This is a genomic window from Paenibacillus konkukensis (genome assembly GCF_023523925.1).
Taxonomy (GTDB): domain Bacteria; phylum Bacillota; class Bacilli; order Paenibacillales; family NBRC-103111; genus Paenibacillus_S; species Paenibacillus_S doosanensis.
Genome location: NZ_CP027059.1, coordinates 2,774,027 through 2,791,723, shown reverse-complemented (window position 1 = coordinate 2,791,723; position 17,697 = coordinate 2,774,027). Strand labels below are relative to the sequence as shown.

Here is a 17,697-nt window from a genome sequence, read left to right as displayed (position 1 = left end):
GTAATGAACCATGAAACGAAAAGCGGCGGCGCTTGGCTTAGGATTGCTCGTATTGCTGTTGTCCGGCATGAGCCTGTTCACCAAAGCTAACGCCGATGAAGCGGCGGTTTACAACGCGGAGGAGATGTATGAGCGGGCGCAAAGCGCCGTATTCTACATCAGGGCTTTGAACGCGGACGATGCTCTCAAAGCTACGGGAACCGGAGTGATAATCTCCGCCGACGGATTGGCCGCTACCGCCTGCCACGTTCTAACCGAGGCCGCACGGCTGGAAGCGGTGCTGAGCGACGGACGCGCGGTATCCTCGATCGAGGTGCTCGGCTGCGATCAAGAGACGGACGCGGCGCTCCTGAAGCTCCCCGCTCCCGATGCGGGAGTGGAGGGGAATGCGGCGTACCCGGCTTTACCGATCCGGGATACGGCGGTCAAGCACGGCGAGAACGTATTCGCCCTCGGGTACCCGATGAAGGATACTCCGATCATCACCGAAGGCATTATCAACTCGCCGCATGCGGAAATTAACGGGAGAGGCAGAATATTAACCTCCGCCCAAATCGTCAGCGGCATGTCCGGAGGGCCGCTCATCGACCGGTACGGCCGGCTGGCCGGCATTATATCCGGATCGCTGAAGACGATGAACAATATCCATCTGGTTATTCCGGTCAGCGATTTACAGTCTCTTTTGCCTAAGCAGTAAGGCGGGGGCGATCGTCGCGGCGAAACAGCTGCGCATTTTGAATCGGCAACAAGAGCTGGCACGCTTTCGGGCGATGCCGGCTTTTTCCGTTTTAAGCTTCTTTTCCCTTTGTTCCAAGCAGCTTATCGGGTACAATAGTGCGATAGAGTTTGCATAACAGCGAGATTCGGCCGGAAGCCCGCTGACCAGAGCATATGGAGGTATAGTTAGTTATGGCTGCTATCGACGATTTTTTGAAATTGGATATCCGAATCGGGACGATTCGGCGCGCAGAGCCGTTTCCGGAGGCGCGTAAGCCCGCCATTAAGCTGGAAATCGATTTCGGCGAGCTGGGAGTGAAACGCTCATCCGCCCAAATTACGAAGCGGTATGAGCCGGACAAGCTGATCGGGCGCCAGGTGGCGGCGATCGTTAATTTTCCGCCGAGACGTATCGCAGGCTTTAACTCGGAAGTGCTTGTCCTCGGGGGAGTGCCCGAGGAAGGCGATGTGGTGCTGTTACAGCCGGATGTGCGGGTTGCCGACGGGACTCCTATCGCCTAACGGATCCTGCAGCGTTGCATAAAAGGAATTTCACAGACCGCCGCGGCGGTCTTTTTTTGCGTTTCATAAAGTTGGTCGTACTCGTGGAAAAGGCTGCGAATAGGTGCTTTTTTATTATTTTGGAAGCTGTATGATTTTATATTCAATATGAGAAAAATAAAAAATGAAATCATGGCGAAAGAGCGAATGAAACTAGAAAATTGAGTGTTTCAATCCATATTATTCCAAAAATAACAACCGGATTGTATGATGTGGGTATTGAACCAATAAACTTTTTATCAAAATGAATAAAATACATTTACAAATTGAGATTAAATCGTATATGATTAGAATATCGATTTTAAAGCTGAATTTAGGGGGCTGAAGCTGGCGAAGCAAGTAGCAAAATCATTGGAATTTCTATAGAAGCAAACTATCTCCCGCAGCTTACGCAAAAAGCATCTTTCATTATGAAGAGGAGGAAGACCATGACCGGTCTGCAGAAGGAAGAAATTCAGAGAAAAGTCATCAAGTGCATGCCCTGGATTTTGCTCTATGAATTTTTTCAAGTTTTTAATGAAAACGTATTCAACTTAATTACACCCGATCTTACGCAAGAGTTTAACGTTACTCCGTCTACGGTGAGCTTGATTGTCACATTAGGCAAATTATTTTTCGGGATTGCGGCGATTGTATTTACGGCTTTATCCGACGTAGTAAGCATCAGGAAACTGCTGTTGTTTACTTGCTTCGTCTTTCCGGTCGTCACGCTTCTCGGGTTCTTCTCGCAGCACAGCTTTACTTTGCTGATCGTATTCCGCGCGCTGTTCGCCATTACGATTGCCGCGCCCTTAGCCTTGCAGGTGATGGTTGCGATCAAATATTTCGACAAGCTGACCGCAGCCAAATATTTCGGATACAATACGGCGATTTTCCAGCTAGCGTCGGCGGCAGGACATTTGTTCGGCGGCTATATCACGGAGTATTTGCATTGGAACGTTACGTTCCTTATTCCGCTTGTCACGCTGATAGGCGTGCCGATCATTTATAAGAACATGCCGAAGGACGAGAGCAAACGCGGCTCCTTCGATTATATATATTGCTGACCGTTATTTCCACTTTATTAATCACCTATATGACGTTTAAAATGCAATACACCGTGCTGCTTATTTTGGCGCTCATCTTTATTGTTATTTTTGTCGTTTATACGAAGCAAAGCAGAAATCCGTTCGTTAAACCGGAGCTGTTCAAGGTAAAAGGGATTATCGCTTCCCTGATCGTCTGCGCTTTGTTCTATGGCACGCAGGTCGGCTTCGCCTTCATCTTCCCGTTCATTGTCAACCAAACTTACGGCATTTCGACCAGCACGATAGGCGTATTCTATATGGTTACGAATATCGCAGCCTTTATTGTAGGGATGCTGTCCGGGAAAATCATCAAGGGGATCGGTTATCGCAATATCGCTTTGATGGGAGGCGCCTTTATTTTCGCCGGACTGGCTCTCGTAGCGTTGCTGGTAGGATATTCGGTTGTCGTCGCCTTCGTAGGAATGGGTCTGTTCAATATCGGGTACGCTTTATTTTTCTCCGGATATTTGGCCAACTATACGCAATTGCTGCCGGAGCATCAAAGAGGCGCCGGTATCGGGATCGAGAAGCTGGTGCTCAACATCGGAAGCTCCTTGGGAGGCGCGTTCATGGCGATGCTGTACGGCCAGCCGTATATGATGCATAAACTCATCGATTTTTCGTCGAACGCCAAATCCGCTCAATACAGCAATTTATCCTTAATCCTGATGCTGATGATCGCGGCAGCCACAATGATTTTTATCAGCGTGTTTAGTAAGAAGTTTAACCGGACGGAAGAATTCGGAACACAGGCTCAAGTTTAAATTCGTCACCGACCGGGTCACGCGTGTGATCCGGTTTTTGCCGTAAAGATGAACACGGCTTTACGCAAAAATGAGGAAAAAACCAACGTCATCTACATTGTATTCGACGATATGGGATTCGGCGATTTGGGCTGCTACGGCTCGGAAATCGCGACTCCGAACATCGACGCCTTGGCGGCGGAAGGGCTGCGCTACAATAATTTTCACGCAACGCCGCTGTGCTCGCCGACTCGCGCATCTTTGCTGACAGGACGAAATCATCATTCCGTCGGCATGGCGACGATCACGAACTTCGATCTCGGCCCGGACAGCCCGAATACGAGAGGACGCATATCGCATCATGCCGGGACGGTTGCGGAAGTGTTGAAGGAAAACGGGTACGGCACATTTGCGGTCGGTAAATGGCATCTTGCTCCGGTACATCATTCGTCGCCGGCGGGACCGTACGATTATTGGCCGCTCGGCAAAGGGTTTCAGCGCTTTTACGGCTTTATGGAAGGGGAGACCGACCAGTTTTATCCGGATCTTGTCTACGACAATCATTTCGTGCCGCGCCCGGACAAGGGGGACGGGAAGTATCACGTCTCGGAGGATTTGGTCGACCATGCCCGGCAATTTATTACGGACCAAACCTCGATTATGCCGGAAAAACCGTTCTTCCTCTATTTGGCGTTCGGAGCCCAGCATGTGCCTCATCAGGCGCCGCTGGAGTACATTCGTCAATACGAGGGCCGATATGATATCGGCTGGGACCGGGTCCGCGAGCAGCGGTTCGGGCGGCAAAAGGAGCTGGGAATCATTCCGCAGGACGCCGAGCTTCCGCCGTTTAATCCGGATGTTCGTCCATGGGATGCGCTGACCTCCGACGAGCAAAAGGTAGCCGCCCGGTTTATGGAAATTTACGCCGGATTTTTGACGCATACCGACGCACAAATCGGCCGTCTTATCAGCTGCCTGAAGGAAATCGGTCAATACGACAATACGCTGATCGTGCTGATCTCCGATAACGGAGCGAGCAGCACCGGGCGCGCCAACGGCAGCGTCGATTATTCGAAAATCGTCGAAGGCGTTACGGAAACGCTGGACGATATTTTGCCCTATTACGACCAAATGTACGGCGACCGCGTCAGCTGCGAATATCCGAGCGGCTGGGCCCAAGTATGCAATACGCCGCTTCGCTATTATAAGCAGCAGACGTACTTCGGCGGTATCCGCGTGCCGCTGATTATTCGGTGGCCGCAGGGCGGTATCGCGGACAGCGACAAGGTGCGCTCGCAGTTTCACTATATTACGGATATTACCCCGACGGTGTACGAGGTGTTAAATATCCAGCCCCCGGATACGATTCGCGGCGTGCCGCAAATGCCGATTCACGGCATGAGCATGGGCTATACGTTCGCGCAGCCGGATGAGCCGACACGGCGGAATTCGCAGCATTTTGAGATGATGGGCAACCGCGCCATGATTCATGAAGGCTGGAAGGCTGTGACCAATCATAAGATGGGGACGGCATTCGAGGACGATGTGTGGGAACTGTACGATCTGCGCAGCGATTATAATGAAGTGAATAATTTGGCGGGCGCACATCCGGAGCGGCTGCAGCAGCTTATCGAGCTTTGGTGGCAGGAAGCGGAACGCTATGACGTGCTGCCGCTGCGCAATGCCGGCTGGAAGGATCTGGCCAAGCCGAATCAGGAGTCGGTGACGGACCGCAATACGTTCACTTACTACGGCGGGGTGTCGATCATCGGCTCGGCGGCTGCGCCTCCGACCGTGAACAGGTCGTATTCCATCACGGCTGCTATTGAACGTCCGGACGCCTCATGCGAAGGCGTGCTTGTGGCGATGGGCAATTACGACGGCGGTTATACGCTTTATATCCGCAATAACCGGCTGTATTTTGAGTATAATCATATGCGCTCTTTATTTCCTTTGATCTCGGAGTGCGAGGTTCCTACGGGGACGCTGGAGATTCGCTTCGTCTTCGCCAAGCAGCCGTTGTCGACCGCAGGCACAGGCTCCTTATATATTAACGGGAAACTCGTCGGGGAAAGGAAATTCCCGCGTACGTACAAATTCAAAATTTCCCGCAAAGGGCTCAGCGTCGGCCGCGATGCGCTACCTACCGTCACGGAAACGTACATGGAGGAAGGTGAATATCCGTACGGCGGTACGATCCGGAAAGTCGTTTATGAACTGGGCGACGATAAGGACCCGGCATAAGGAAAAAGCAAAAAAACAACCGCGTGAGCCGATCACGCGGTTTGTTTCTCTTCAATGAAATAATCGAGCACCATGCAGCCGGCCCCTACGGCCACGACGTTATAGCCGGTAGAAGCTCTGACGATTTGCACTTTGGAGCTGCGGTAATGCTGGAGCCGGCTGCGGACGGTTTCCGCCGTGATCTCGTAAAAGGTGAGGTTCGCTCCCAGCCCGCCGCCGACGATAACCATCTCCGGGCGCAGCAGATGGATCAGGTTGGACAGGCCGATGCCGTAGTAATAAGCGGCGTCTCTTACGACGTCGTAGCAGAGCGGATCGTTCTGTTCGAGCGCGTCCAGGATGTGATGGAACTGCACCTCGTCCGCCTGCCCGACCATCTGCTGCAGAACGGACGCTTTGCCGCGCTTGATTCTGCGCACGATTTCTTCGCGTACGGACGGGAAGCTGCTGTACGCTTCCAGACAGCCGTAAGCGCCGCAGGAGCAGCGGCGGCCGTGCACGTCCACCGTAATATGCCCGAGCGAATCGTCCATATCCAGCTTGCTGCCGAGCACCTGCCCCTGCAAAATGATGCCGCAGCGAATGGCCACGCCGGACGATGTGTAGACAAGGCTGTCCGCCTGCTTCCAGTATTTGCTGCGGTATTCGCCGAGCGCGGCCAGATTAATCCCGTTATCGAGCAGAACGGTCGTCTGAAATCGCCGCTGCAGGAAGTCGACAATATGAACCCGCTCCCAGCCGGCTAACATATGCTCATGGGAGAGCAGCGTTCCCGCATTCCGGTCGATCGGGCCGATCGCTCCGACACCGATGCCGAGCAGCCTCTCCCGCGGCACGCTGTGCTCGGCCAGCATCCGGTCGATGCGCTCGCTTATAAAGTTCAAGGTGTATTCGGGGGTAGATGTTTCATTCATTTTCAGCTTGTGCTCGGCAATAATGTTCAGCTGCAGATCGAGCAGAAGCACGGTCGTGAACAGGCTCGATATTTCCGCCCCGATCAAATAAAAGGAGTCCGGTTTAATGACGTACAGCGCAGGCTTGCGCCCGCCCTTCGATTCCCCGAGACCGCTGTCGTAGATTAGCCCCGCTTGTACGAGCTCTTCGACCAGACGGGAGCAGGTAGAGTGCTTATATCCGGTTTGCTCGACCAGGGTGTTGATCCGGACCGGACCGAGCTTATTGATCAAATAGTAAAGATGCTTCAAGCTTTTCATCTTCGGGGACATTAGGCCGACAAATTCTTGTAACATGGTCATCCTCCAGTGTAAGCAGCGAAAGTATCGTAAACGATCTATACAGGTTTTTCTCAATTGTACACGATTCGGGAGCCAATAGTAAACCGCTTGCAATCTATAATTAAAATCAAAAATGATAAAAACTAGCAAGGAAATCGCTATACTCCTTTAGGTTTCAGGGAAATGTCATAATAAATTCGCGGAAAAGACATGTAATTTTAAATACTTTTTATCAATTTGAATTTTATTATATTTACAAAATCGCCGTTGTGCTTTATGATGGACACATGGAACGACTAAGCTAAATTGACTATAAGGAAGGTGCCGCACATGATGTCGGATGCAAAACAGCAAATTCGCGAGGCAGCGTCTTTTATCGAAAACAGGCTCGGGCTTCAACCGGAAATCGGTTTGATTCTCGGTTCCGGGCTCGGTATTATTGCCGAATTAATACAAGAAGCGCGGGTGATTCCTTATCGCGCCATTCCCCATTTTCCGGTTTCGACGGTGGAGGGCCATGCCGGAGAGCTTGTTGGGGGGATGATTGACGGCAAGCCTGTCGTCATGATGAAAGGCCGCTTTCATTTATATGAAGGATATGACGCGTCCGCCGTCACTTTCCCGGTTCGCGTGATGAAAGCGCTCGGCGTGAAGCGGCTGATCGTCACCAATGCCGCGGGCGGGGTCAATACCGGCTTTGAGGTCGGAGACTTGATGCTGATCACCGATCATATAAACAACATGGGCGTAAACCCGCTGATCGGCCCGAACGACGAAGAGCTCGGCGTGAGGTTCCCGGATATGTCCGAAGCTTACAGCAAACGGCTGATCCGACTCGCTCACCGGGTTGCCGAAAGTCAAGGCTTCGCGTTTCGTGAAGGCGTATACATGGGCAATCTCGGCCCGTCTTTCGAGACGCCTGCGGAAATCCGCATGGCCCGTATCTTGGGAGCCGATGCGGTCGGCATGTCGACGGTGCCCGAGGTGATCGCGGCCGGACACGCCGGACTGGAGGTACTGGGCATCTCCTGCATTACGAACAAGGCGGCGGGCATATTGGATCAGCCGTTGTCGCATGAGGAAGTGATGGAGGCTGCGGAGCAGGTTAAGCCGAAGTTTTTGCGGCTTGTGCTCGGCATGATCGGGGAGATGTAGCATGAGCGCGAAGCAGCCGAATATCGTGTTTATTTTAACGGACGATCAGGGACCTTGGGCGCTGGGCTGCGCGGGCAATCCGGAGATCAGAACCCCGAACCTGGACCGGCTCGCCGGGCAGGGCGTCCGATTCGAGAACTTTTTCTGCAGCTCGCCGGTATGCGCTCCCGCGCGTGCAACCATTTTGACGGGGAAAATGCCGTCGCAGCACGGAGTTCACGATTTTATCCGGGAGAACGACAATCCGCGCCTGCAATATTTGGACGGACATACGGCTTACACCGAGCTGCTGGCCGAAGCGGGCTACGTCTGCGGCCTCAGCGGCAAATGGGGGCTGTGCAACGATACCGAAGCGCAAAAAGGCTTCAGCCATTGGTACACCTACATTTACGACGGCGGCCATTATTTCGATCCGACGATGGTTCGCGACGGCCGGCCCGTCAAGGAGCAGGGCTATTTGACCGACCTTATTACCGAAGACGCGATGGCGTTTATCGACAGACAGGCGCGGGAGGAGCGGCCGTTTTATCTAAGCGTGCACTATACGGCTCCGCATCATCTGTGGATCGGAGAGCATCCGCAGGAGTATGTCGGTCTGTACGACGACTGCCCGTTCGATTCATGCCCGCAGGAGCCGGAGCATCCCTGGTCGCTTGAGCTGACGAGTCCGGCGGATGTCCGCACGAATCCGCGCGACAACTTGAAGGGCTACTTTGCGGCGGTGACGGCGATGGATCATAACGTCGGCTTGATTCTGGATCAGCTGGAGCGGCTCGCCATCCGCGAGCAGACGCTGATCGTCTTCATGAGCGACAACGGCTTCAGCTGCGGCCAGGGCGGCATCTGGGGCAAAGGCAACGGGACGTATCCGCAGAACATGTACGACAATTCGGTCAAAATTCCCGCGATCTTCAGCCATCCCGGCCGCATTCCGCAAGGACGGGTGCACGGGGCGCTGCTCAGCCAATACGACGTGATGCCGACGCTGCTGGATTATGTCGGTATCGGCCATCCGCAGGCCGACGCATTGCCGGGCGGCAGCTTCCTGTCGATCCTGGAAGGACAGGGCGGCGACGAGCGGCGCGAGGTCGTCGTATACGACGAATACGGCCCCGTTCGGATGATCCGCACGGAGCGGTACAAATATATTCACCGTTATCCGTACGGCCCGTTCGAACTGTACGATCTGGAGCGCGACCCGCGCGAGCGGACGAACCTGTACGACGACCCGGACTATCAGGAGCGGGTGCAAGAGCTGCGGAGCCGGCTGGACCGCTGGTTTCTCCAATACGCGGACCCGGCTCTCGACGGCGCCAGGCTGCCCGTAACCGGGACGGGACAGAGCAATTTGGCCGGGCCGGGGGTAACGGGCAAGCCCGCGTTTAACCAGAACGGGCGGCTGTTTAAGGAACGGCAAAATCAGGAGCGGCTTATCTCGGCCGCCAGGCAGACAACGGAGGAGAGCGACGAATGACGGAGCCAATCGAATTGACCATTTTGTATACAAATGATTTCCATGCGCAAGATAAGCCTGTAAAGGCGACCTGGATCGAAGGGGAGCCGATGATGGGCGGCGCGGCCTATATGGCTTCCTATATTAACAAGGTTCGGGCCGGCGAGCCGAACGTGCTTGTGCTCGATGCCGGAGACATTATTACCGGCCCGGCGATCAGCTTCCTGACCAGCGGAGAAGCCCCCGTCGATTTGTTCAACGCGATCGGCATCGATGCCTCGTGCATCGGAAACCACGAATTCGATCACGGCGTGCCCAATGCGCGCAAGCTGGTGGCGCAGGCGCAGTTTCCTTTTTTGTCGGGCAGCATTTTCTATAAAGGAACGAATATTTTATTCGCCAAACCGTATGAAATACTGGAGAAGGGCGGTTTGAAGATCGGCGTCATCGGCATTCACGGGAAAAAGGCCGGTTACGAAACGATACAAGTCGATCTCGTCCGGGATCTCGACTTCCGCGAGCAGGAATCGCTGCTGCAGGAGTATGTCAATCTGCTGAGGCCGCATGTCGATCTGGTGATCGTGCTCGCTCACGAAGGGGTGCCTGCGGAGCAGTCGACGACGGACCGCGAGGTGCATGTGGAGGAAGACTTTGAAGAGGATGTGCGGATGTGCAGCCATGTCAAAGGCATCGATCTGATGATTACGGGCCACGCCCACAAATCGATCGCGAAGCCTTACGTGGTGAAGGAAACGGGAACGCTGCTCTGCTCGACGCGCGGACTCGGGACGTTCGTCGGCTATTTGAAGCTCCGGGTCGATAAGTCACAGCGCAGGATCGTCTCCTATGAAGGGCATCTGGAGCCGATTTACTCCGACCGGATCGAGCCGGACCCGGCGGTGGAGGCGCGCGTGCAATATTGGGACGACCGCTTGAAGCAGCTGATCGATCAGAAAATCGGCTATGCCGAGGAAGCGCTGACGCGCAATTATTTCGGCGAGTCGGTGCTCGGCAATATCATTACGGATGCCATTAGGCTCTACACAGAGGCGGATGTCGCGTTCACCAATCCCGGCGGATTGCGCGCCGACGTAGATCAGGGAGATATTACGGTCGGGCATATCATCAGTGTCGTGCCGTTCAACAATAATGTGCTCGTCATGGAGATGACGGGACGCGAGCTAAGGGAAGTGCTGGAGCAGAGCGCGGGGATGAACGCCGGAGTGCTCGAACAGTCGGGGGTAACGATGGTCGTCGATCCTTCGGCCGAGCCAGGCAGCCTTGTCTCCGAGGCGCTGATCGGCGGTCTGCCGCTGGACGAGAACCGTATCTACAAGGTCGCCTCCGACGATTTCACGTGCAAGGGCGGGGACGGATTTACCGCATTCGCGGCCGCAGCGCGGGTGCGCGACACTTCCATGATCATGCGCGATCTCGTGATCGAGCATATCCGCAAGCTGGGAACGATTCGGCCGCAGCTTGAGGATCGGATCGTTGTCGTCCCGCCGCTTGCAGCGACAACCTGATTGATGTTATAAAAAGCATAGGGTGGGCGAGGGGCTATACAGAAGGAAGGTTCAGCATGAATGAGTAAACAAGCCGGCCGGCCGGCGGAAACGGGATTATCCCGGAGCCCGGTGCGCAAAGAGCTGCTTGCCGGCGTCGTATCTTTTTTCACGATTGTGTACATTATCGCCGTAAATTCCTCTATCCTGGAAGATGCCGGCATCCCGCTGGAAGCGGGGATTATTGCGACCGCGCTAACTTCCTTCGCGGGCTGCATGCTGATGGGATTATGGGCCGACGCGCCGATTATTCTCGTTCCCGGTATGGGAATCAACGCCTTGTTTACGTATACGGTCGTTCAAACGATGGGGCTTTCCTGGCAGGAAGCGCTGGGTGCGGTTTGCGTCTCGGGGCTGCTGTTCGCGCTCGTCGCTTTTACTCCGCTGGCGCAGTCGATATCGCAGTCGATTCCCGACTCGCTGAAGGAGGCGACGACCGTCGGCATCGGATTATTCCTTACATTTATCGGCCTGCAAAAAGGAGGCATCGTCGTCTCCAGCGCAACGACGTTCGTAGCGCTCGGCGATTTCGCCGACCCGCACACGGCGTTGACTTTAGCGACGCTGCTCGTTGCGCTAGTGCTGCATGTCCGCAATGTGCCGGGAGGCTTCCTGATCACGATCGCGGCGGGCACCGCGCTTGCCATCGGATTCGGTCAAGTCAGCTTGAGCGAGGCGGCGGGCGGTCATGTATCGCCGCAGATTTATCTGGACGTTATCGGCGCATTGTCGTTCGCAAGCATCGCCTCCGCTTCGTTCTGGATTGCGGCTTTCACGCTGGCGCTGGTCATTGTGTTCGAAAATATCGGCATGATTCACAGCCACCTGCGCATGGCCGGGGAGCCGCAGAAATTCGCCCGTTCCTTGCAGGCCAACGCGGTATCCGTCATCACTGCCGGCATCTTCGGCACGAGTCCTACGGTTTCGACCGCGGAGAGCGCGGCGGGCATATCGGCCGGGGGAAGCAGAGGTCTGACGGCCATCACGACAGGTCTGTTGTTCTTGATCTCGATATTTTGCATTCCAGTCATCAAGCTGATTCCGGACAGCGCGATTGCCCCGATCCTGATGATCGTCGGAGGACTGATGAGCGCCGGCATCCAGCGCATTAACTTTGCGCAGTTCGGCGAAGGCTTTCCCGCTTTTCTCATCATCGCCCTGATTCCCTTGACATACAGCATTGTCGACGGCATGGCGTTCGGCTTTATGGCCTATGTCGTCTTGAAGCTGGCGCAGGGCAAAGCGAAGGACATTTCGTTGCCGTTGTATTTGATTGCAGGATTGTTTTTAATCAATTTTATTTTTCATGCGATAGGATAGACAGGATCGAGGCTGCCGGGGGACTTGGAGCGGCGTCTCGATCTTCTTCTTCCCGAAACGGCAGGCAGGCTTCGGCCCGGCCTGTCTTTTTTGGCGTATACGGATAAAAAGACGAAATCGTTCTATCGTCAGCGCCGCCAAGTTCACGAGATCGTTATACGCATCGGTGGAAATCGTTCCTTACCTGCTCTCCGGCGGGGTGATATATTGGAGTAGCAGGCAGGAAGCGATGGAGATAACGGAGGGGTTAGCGATGACAATAAACAAAAAAACGATGACGTTATTGGCGGCGGCGGCCGTATGCGCGGCGATATCCGGCTGTTCGACGGGAACGGCTACGACGGAAGGGACGGCCGCTCCTTCAAGCGGGGGCGAAGCGGCTCAGAGCAAACCGAATGAGAAAATAACGCTGACGATGTGGGGCGGCGTTCCCGCCGAGTCCGGTCCGCAGGAGGTCGTCGACGCCTGGAACGCCCAGCACCCGGACATTCAGGTCAAATATGAGCGCTTCGTCAATGACGACGCGGGCAATATGAAGCTGGACACGGCGCTGACCACGGATCAGGGCGTCGATCTGTTCGTCAGCTACTCGCAGACGCTGCTGCAGCGCCGGGTGGACGCCGGATTCGCCGTCGATTTGGGCACCTTCAAGGACTACAACATCGACGAGAAAATCGCCGGAGCGGCGGAATGGAAGACGAACGGCAAATATTACGGGATGCCGACGAGCAAAAGCCAGTTTTTCGTATGGTTTAACAAGGATTTGCTCGATCAGGCCGGATTGAAGGTTCCCGATGCCTGGACATGGCAGGATATGAAAATGTACGCCGAAAAGCTGAAGAGCGACAGCCGCTACGGATTGGTTCAGCATCTGGAGCCGTTCCCGGACCCGCTCGATTCCGTCTCGACCAAATACGGCTACACGAAGCCGGACGGCAGCTCCAATATGGATCATCCGCTGTACGGCCAATGGCTGGAAACGCTCAAAGCGATGATGCAGGACGGCCGGACGACGGTGCCTTACGCCGAGCAGGTTACCTCCAAGATGCCGGTGGAAACCGTGTTTCTCAAAGGCGAAGCGGCGATGCTGAACGCAGGAACGTGGATTTTCCGCAGCGCGAACAATATGAAGGATAACCCGCGATCGTTCAAGATCGCCTTCGCCCCGGTGCCGCGGCTGACCGACAAGGCCGAGGACTTCGTTACGCGCGGAGGAACCGGCGACGCCATCTCGATCAACGCCAAATCGAAGAACAAGGAGGCCGCTTGGAAATTCCTGACGTGGTACGCGGACGGCGGCATGCTGCCGATGGTGCCCGGCGGAAGATTCCCGGCCTCCAAATCGGTGAACGCGGATGAAACGCTGAAGCTGCTGCTTGGGGACAACGCCGCGACCTATGATCAAGAATCGCTGAAGAAAGTGCTGTTCAACGATTCGGCGAAGTATACCCGTTCCCTGCCGAAGCAGGTGATGGACCTGCGCCAGGAGGAGTACGAGAATTTCTTCACGGGCAAGAAGGATGTCAAGGCGACGCTGGAGGCTATCGCCCGCCGGCATAACGACTATTTGAAGCAAAATAAAAAATAAAACGGGAGGCGGGGAAGAGCGGCCGGCACGCCCGAAGAGCTTCGGTTTCCGGGTCGATCCGGCCCGGCGGTCCCGAAGCCCGCGGGCAGCGGCCGCTTCTCTTCGCCGACTGGCCTATAGGGAGCGGATTGTGATGCGCAAAAGGCAGCTGTGGATCGGGTATGCTTTCATCTTGCCGAATCTGCTCGGGGTGCTGTTGTTTTTCATCATCCCTGCGCTATTCTCGGCGGTGCTGATGTTCACGGATTGGAAATTTACGAGCCCGGTGTTTCATTTTATCGGCCTGGATAATATACAGCGTCTGTTTCATGACGAATTGTTCTACGTCTCTTTGAAAAACACCTTGCTGTTTTTGGCGAGCGTCCCGGTGTCGGTGGCGCTGGCCTTCCTCGTCGCGGTCGTTTTGAACCGGTCGGTGTATTGGAAGACGCTGCTGCGGGCCTTCTACTTTATGCCCTACATTACGAGCGGGGTCGCGGTCGCCTTCGTCTGGATGCTGCTGTTTCAGCCGAAGCAGGGGCCGATTAACGGCCTGCTGACAAGCCTTGGCTTAAGCAATCCCCCGGGGTGGCTGACGTCTCCCGACACCGTGATGGCCGCCGTCGACATCATCTGGATCTGGTTTATGCTCGGCTACAATATGATCATCTATTTGGCCGCGCTGCAGGAAATTTCGCCGGAGCTGCTGGAGGCGGCCAAAATCGACGGGGCCACCGCGCCGCAGACCGTCCTGCGGATCATGCTTCCGCTGGTCAGCCCTACGACGTTCATGCTGGTCGTGACCGGGCTGATCATGACGATCAAAACGTTCGGTATGATCGAAGCGCTGACGCAGGGCGGACCCGGCAGCAGCTCGCTCATTATGTCGCTGTATGTATACAAGACCGCTTTCCGCTATTACGAGATGGGCTATGCGGCCACGATATCGTGGGCCTTGTTCGCGGTCATCCTCGTCATTACGGCCATCCAGTGGATCGGGCAAAAAAAATGGGTCCATTATTGACGTCCGTGCGATTCGAAGCATTATTCATAACTGTTCAAGGAGGCGATTGCCGTCATGCAATCGAACGTCGATTACGCCGCTTCGAGCCGCCCGCCGCAAGCCGCGGCGATTCGCAAAGAAACGATCCGCAGGCTGCGAAAGGGCGCCGTTACGGCGATTATGCTGTTGTTCGCCGTCGCGATGGTGCTGCCGTTCGTCTGGATGATCTCCACTTCGTTTAAGACGCCGGGAGAAGTATTCGCTTATCCGATTCAATGGATTCCCGCGCACTTCGTGTGGGAGCATCATCTGAAAATATGGACCGGAACGGCCAGCTTCGTACCGTATTATCTGAATTCGCTCAAGGTTTCGCTGCTCAGCACGGCGGGAGCGACGTTTCTGTCGGCATTGGCCGCGTACGGCTTCACTAAGGTCGAGTTTAAAGGCCGGGACACGCTGTTTCTGATCTATATCGCGATGATGATGATCCCGCCGCAGGTGCTGTTCGTGCCGAAATTTATTATGTTCAAATGGATGGGCATCTTCAATACGCATTGGGCTCTTATTTTGCCCGGGATGATTACGATTTTCGGCGTCTTTATGATGCGGCAGTTTTTCATTACGATACCGAAGGAAATTTCCGAATCGGCGTTTATCGACGGGGCGGGCCATATGCGGATTTTTACGCAGATGATGCTGCCGCTGGCCAAGCCTGCGCTGGCGACGCTCGCCGTGATCGATTTCTCGTGGCATTGGAACGATTTCGAGAATGCGCTTGTCTTTCTGATCAGCCGCGAGCTGTATACGGTGCCGCTCGGGCTGCAAAATTTTATTATGGAATTCAACGTCGATTACAACGGGATGATGGCGGCGGCGTCAGCCGGGATACTGCCGATGCTCGCGTTGTTTTTGATCGGCCAGCGCTTCATTATTCAGGGCTTGTCCGGCACGGCGGTCAAGGGATAGAGGCGTAAGCCGAATTCGTCTACAGCCTTCCATTAAGGAAGGCTTGTTTTAATGACCCCCTGCTTGAGACATTCGTCTGCCGCCGGGACATTTCCCGGTGGACGCTTGATGCCCCGATATATTAAGCTGAAGGTATCGATCTAAGAATCGGCAAATCCAATCAAAGGAGGCAAGACGCCCGATGCGGCTGCCACCCCGTAGACAAGCATGGCTCAAGCTGCCCGACTGGGCGCCCAAAACGCTCAAAAACCGCTTGTTTTTGGCCTTTGTGCTGTTGATTCTCATTCCTCACGCCGGGCTGAATCTGTACAACTTCAACCGGGTGGAGGGCGCGCTGCGGAAGCAGACGGCGGATCAAAATCTGGATCAGATGATTGCGATGAACAAGTCGCTCGAAGATTATTTGAATGTGGTGTACAAAACGGTCATATTGCTGGAGCAGGACGCTGCAGTCGCGGCCGTGCTGCAAAATCCCGGGCAATACGACAGCCTGCAGCGGGTCTATTTGATCGACACGAAGTTCAAATCGATTATGAACAGCTTGTTCATCAGTCTCTCTCCCGCCTATTATACGATCGCCGATTTTGCGGGCCATGTCTATGCTTCGTATCAGCCGTACGAGAGCTTGTCTTATGAGCGGACGGTCAAAGAAGCCTGGTATGCCAAGGCGATGAGACAGCCCGCCGTATATGAATGGAGCTGGGAGGACAACTACACGAGCCGCGACGTATCGCGCAGCCCGCAGCTGCTCTCCTATGCCGCGGCGCTGAAGAGCGCCAGCAATACGCCGTTTGCCGCCCTGCGCGTTAGCGTCGATATCTACGAATGGTTCCGCATTGCGACCGAATTTTCGCAGGAGACGTATTTGCTGCTGGATCAAGGCGGGACGGTGCTGGCCGACAACAAGACGGGCAGAAGGCTTCAGACGGACGTGCTCCGGGATTTGCCGGATTTGAAGGAGCAGGGCTACTATGTCTCAGGCAGCTATCTTCATATTTATTCGAAGCTGCCGCGGCTGGACAAGGTGATCGTCAAGCAGGTTCCGCTGAACGTCATTTACGCCGAGGTCGATAAGCTGAAGCAGTCGTTTTTCACCGTCTCGGTATCGCTGACGCTCGCCTTCATCACGATTACGCTGCTGATTTCCTCCGCGATTACGAAGCCTCTGCATCAGCTGCAGCGCAGGATGGCCGATGCCGTAGACCGGCGGTTTCGGGTGAAGCTGCCCGAGGCGAACCGCCGCGGGGAAGTGCTGGAGCTGACGCGGGCATTCAACCGGATGATGGAGGATATGGAGGAGCTGGTTCAGCGTCTGAAGGTGGAGGAGCGGAAGAAGGAGGCGGTTCGCTTCCAGGTGCTGCTGTCGCAGACGAATCCGCATTTTTTGCTGAATACGCTCAATACGGTCAAATGGCTCGCTTTGGTGGAGCAGCAGACGGATATCGCCGACATTTGCGTCAGTCTGGGCAAGCTGCTGGAAGCGGGACTCAATTCGGAGCTGGAGCTCATTCATGTGCAGGACGAGCTGCAGCTTGTGAAGTCTTACGTCCATATTCAAAGCTTCCGTTACAAGCAGTTGTTCGAGATGCGCTACGAAACCGAGCCCGGACTGGAATACGCGCTGATTCCGAAGCTGAGTCTGCAGCCGCTGGTCGAGAACAGCATTCAGCACGGCTTGATGGAGCTGGACGGCGAAGGGCTGATCACGATCCGGGCCTATGCACGGGGCGGCAGCCTGATTCTGGAGGTGGAGGATAACGGAGCGGGGATCAAGCCGCGGGAGAAGACGGGACGCACGCGCCCGGGCATCGGCATCAGCAACCTGAGGGAAAGGCTGGAGCTGCTGTTCAAGGGGCGGTCGGCGCTGGACATCGTGCCGCTTGCCCAGGGGACGCTGATCCGCTTCTCGCTGCCGCTGCTGCTGTCGAAGCCGTATGAAGCTCCGGTCCGGACTAGCCAGCCGGACGATCCGGCATTGGCTGGCGGCGAATGACGGCGAGAAGCCGGAAATCGTTCTATTGCATCCGGCTATGCCGTAAAAATGCAGGATTTTGTTCTATCCCGAGCAGGAATTTGTTCATATGCGCAGCGGGTTCCTCCG

Annotated in this window: 14 protein-coding genes; 13 read left to right on the top strand and 1 reads right to left on the bottom strand. The window is 55.2% G+C overall.

Annotated features, from left to right (window positions below; translation table 11 throughout):
- Positions 1 to 10: 10 nt before the first annotated feature.
- From SK3146_RS11875 to SK3146_RS11855, 5 genes are all read left to right on the top strand, one after another.
- Positions 11 to 697, top strand: a complete 687-nt coding sequence (locus SK3146_RS11875; protein ID WP_249865277.1) for a S1 family peptidase — start codon at positions 11 to 13, stop codon at positions 695 to 697.
- Positions 698 to 909: 212 nt separating this feature from the next.
- Positions 910 to 1,239, top strand: coding sequence for a chaperone CsaA (gene csaA, locus SK3146_RS11870; RefSeq protein ID WP_249865276.1), 330 nt, complete (start codon positions 910 to 912; stop codon positions 1,237 to 1,239).
- A 467-nt stretch (positions 1,240 to 1,706) separates the two neighbouring features.
- Positions 1,707 to 2,324, top strand: coding sequence for an MFS transporter (locus SK3146_RS11865; RefSeq protein ID WP_249865275.1), 618 nt, complete (start codon positions 1,707 to 1,709; stop codon positions 2,322 to 2,324).
- A 29-nt stretch (positions 2,325 to 2,353) separates the two neighbouring features.
- The gene (locus SK3146_RS11860; RefSeq protein ID WP_249865274.1) at positions 2,354 to 3,109 is read left to right on the top strand and encodes an MFS transporter; all 756 of its coding nucleotides are present in this window, start codon (positions 2,354 to 2,356) and stop codon (positions 3,107 to 3,109) included.
- Between the two features lie 48 nt (positions 3,110 to 3,157).
- Positions 3,158 to 5,332: an arylsulfatase gene (locus tag SK3146_RS11855; RefSeq protein ID WP_249865273.1), complete on the top strand. Its 2,175-nt coding sequence runs from the start codon at positions 3,158 to 3,160 to the stop codon at positions 5,330 to 5,332.
- A gap of 32 nt (positions 5,333 to 5,364) precedes the next feature.
- Here the strand turns inward: SK3146_RS11855 and SK3146_RS11850 are convergent, their stop codons facing one another.
- A complete protein-coding gene (locus SK3146_RS11850) occupies positions 5,365 to 6,582 on the bottom strand; it encodes an ROK family transcriptional regulator (RefSeq protein ID WP_249865272.1) in 1,218 nt (405 codons plus the stop codon).
- Positions 6,583 to 6,900: 318 nt separating this feature from the next.
- Between SK3146_RS11850 and SK3146_RS11845 the strand changes: the two genes are divergently transcribed.
- From SK3146_RS11845 to SK3146_RS11810, 8 genes are all read left to right on the top strand, one after another.
- Entirely contained in the window at positions 6,901 to 7,722 is an 822-nt protein-coding gene (locus SK3146_RS11845) for a purine-nucleoside phosphorylase (protein WP_249866274.1), read from the top strand.
- 1 nt (position 7,723) lies between these two features.
- On the top strand, positions 7,724 to 9,196 hold the full coding sequence (locus SK3146_RS11840) for a sulfatase family protein (RefSeq protein WP_249865271.1): 1,473 nt from the start codon (positions 7,724 to 7,726) through the stop codon (positions 9,194 to 9,196).
- Complete coding sequence (locus SK3146_RS11835) at positions 9,193 to 10,701, top strand: bifunctional metallophosphatase/5'-nucleotidase (protein ID WP_249865270.1); 1,509 nt, start codon at positions 9,193 to 9,195, stop codon at positions 10,699 to 10,701. The genes SK3146_RS11840 and SK3146_RS11835 overlap by 4 nt, the downstream gene beginning before the upstream one ends.
- A 60-nt stretch (positions 10,702 to 10,761) precedes the next feature.
- Positions 10,762 to 12,060: an NCS2 family permease gene (locus tag SK3146_RS11830; protein WP_249865269.1), complete on the top strand. Its 1,299-nt coding sequence runs from the start codon at positions 10,762 to 10,764 to the stop codon at positions 12,058 to 12,060.
- 253 nt (positions 12,061 to 12,313) lie between these two features.
- On the top strand, positions 12,314 to 13,648 hold the full coding sequence (locus SK3146_RS11825) for an ABC transporter substrate-binding protein (protein ID WP_249865268.1): 1,335 nt from the start codon (positions 12,314 to 12,316) through the stop codon (positions 13,646 to 13,648).
- Positions 13,649 to 13,781: 133 nt separating this feature from the next.
- Positions 13,782 to 14,651 (top strand): carbohydrate ABC transporter permease, encoded by an 870-nt coding sequence (locus SK3146_RS11820; RefSeq protein ID WP_249865267.1) that lies wholly within the window; start codon positions 13,782 to 13,784, stop codon positions 14,649 to 14,651.
- Positions 14,652 to 14,810: 159 nt separating this feature from the next.
- The gene (locus tag SK3146_RS11815) at positions 14,811 to 15,596 is read left to right on the top strand and encodes a carbohydrate ABC transporter permease (protein WP_249866273.1); all 786 of its coding nucleotides are present in this window, start codon (positions 14,811 to 14,813) and stop codon (positions 15,594 to 15,596) included.
- Between the two features lie 181 nt (positions 15,597 to 15,777).
- Complete coding sequence (locus SK3146_RS11810) at positions 15,778 to 17,589, top strand: cache domain-containing sensor histidine kinase (RefSeq protein WP_249865266.1); 1,812 nt, start codon at positions 15,778 to 15,780, stop codon at positions 17,587 to 17,589.
- Positions 17,590 to 17,697 lie beyond the last annotated feature (108 nt).

What these genes read in the sequence shown, in the direction of transcription:
- SK3146_RS11875 (WP_249865277.1), top strand. Translation starts at nt 11, where the DNA reads ATGAAACGAAAAGCGGCGGCGCTTGGCTTAGGATTGCTCGTATTGCTG.
- csaA (WP_249865276.1), top strand. Translation starts at nt 910, where the DNA reads ATGGCTGCTATCGACGATTTTTTGAAATTGGATATCCGAATCGGGACG.
- SK3146_RS11865 (WP_249865275.1), top strand. Translation starts at nt 1,707, where the DNA reads ATGACCGGTCTGCAGAAGGAAGAAATTCAGAGAAAAGTCATCAAGTGC.
- SK3146_RS11860 (WP_249865274.1), top strand. Translation starts at nt 2,354, where the DNA reads ATGACGTTTAAAATGCAATACACCGTGCTGCTTATTTTGGCGCTCATC.
- SK3146_RS11855 (WP_249865273.1), top strand. Translation starts at nt 3,158, where the DNA reads ATGAACACGGCTTTACGCAAAAATGAGGAAAAAACCAACGTCATCTAC.
- SK3146_RS11850 (WP_249865272.1), bottom strand. Translation starts at nt 6,582, where the DNA reads ATGTTACAAGAATTTGTCGGCCTAATGTCCCCGAAGATGAAAAGCTTG.
- SK3146_RS11845 (WP_249866274.1), top strand. Translation starts at nt 6,901, where the DNA reads ATGTCGGATGCAAAACAGCAAATTCGCGAGGCAGCGTCTTTTATCGAA.
- SK3146_RS11840 (WP_249865271.1), top strand. Translation starts at nt 7,724, where the DNA reads ATGAGCGCGAAGCAGCCGAATATCGTGTTTATTTTAACGGACGATCAG.
- SK3146_RS11835 (WP_249865270.1), top strand. Translation starts at nt 9,193, where the DNA reads ATGACGGAGCCAATCGAATTGACCATTTTGTATACAAATGATTTCCAT.
- SK3146_RS11830 (WP_249865269.1), top strand. Translation starts at nt 10,762, where the DNA reads ATGAGTAAACAAGCCGGCCGGCCGGCGGAAACGGGATTATCCCGGAGC.
- SK3146_RS11825 (WP_249865268.1), top strand. Translation starts at nt 12,314, where the DNA reads ATGACAATAAACAAAAAAACGATGACGTTATTGGCGGCGGCGGCCGTA.
- SK3146_RS11820 (WP_249865267.1), top strand. Translation starts at nt 13,782, where the DNA reads ATGCGCAAAAGGCAGCTGTGGATCGGGTATGCTTTCATCTTGCCGAAT.
- SK3146_RS11815 (WP_249866273.1), top strand. Translation starts at nt 14,811, where the DNA reads ATGCTGTTGTTCGCCGTCGCGATGGTGCTGCCGTTCGTCTGGATGATC.
- SK3146_RS11810 (WP_249865266.1), top strand. Translation starts at nt 15,778, where the DNA reads ATGCGGCTGCCACCCCGTAGACAAGCATGGCTCAAGCTGCCCGACTGG.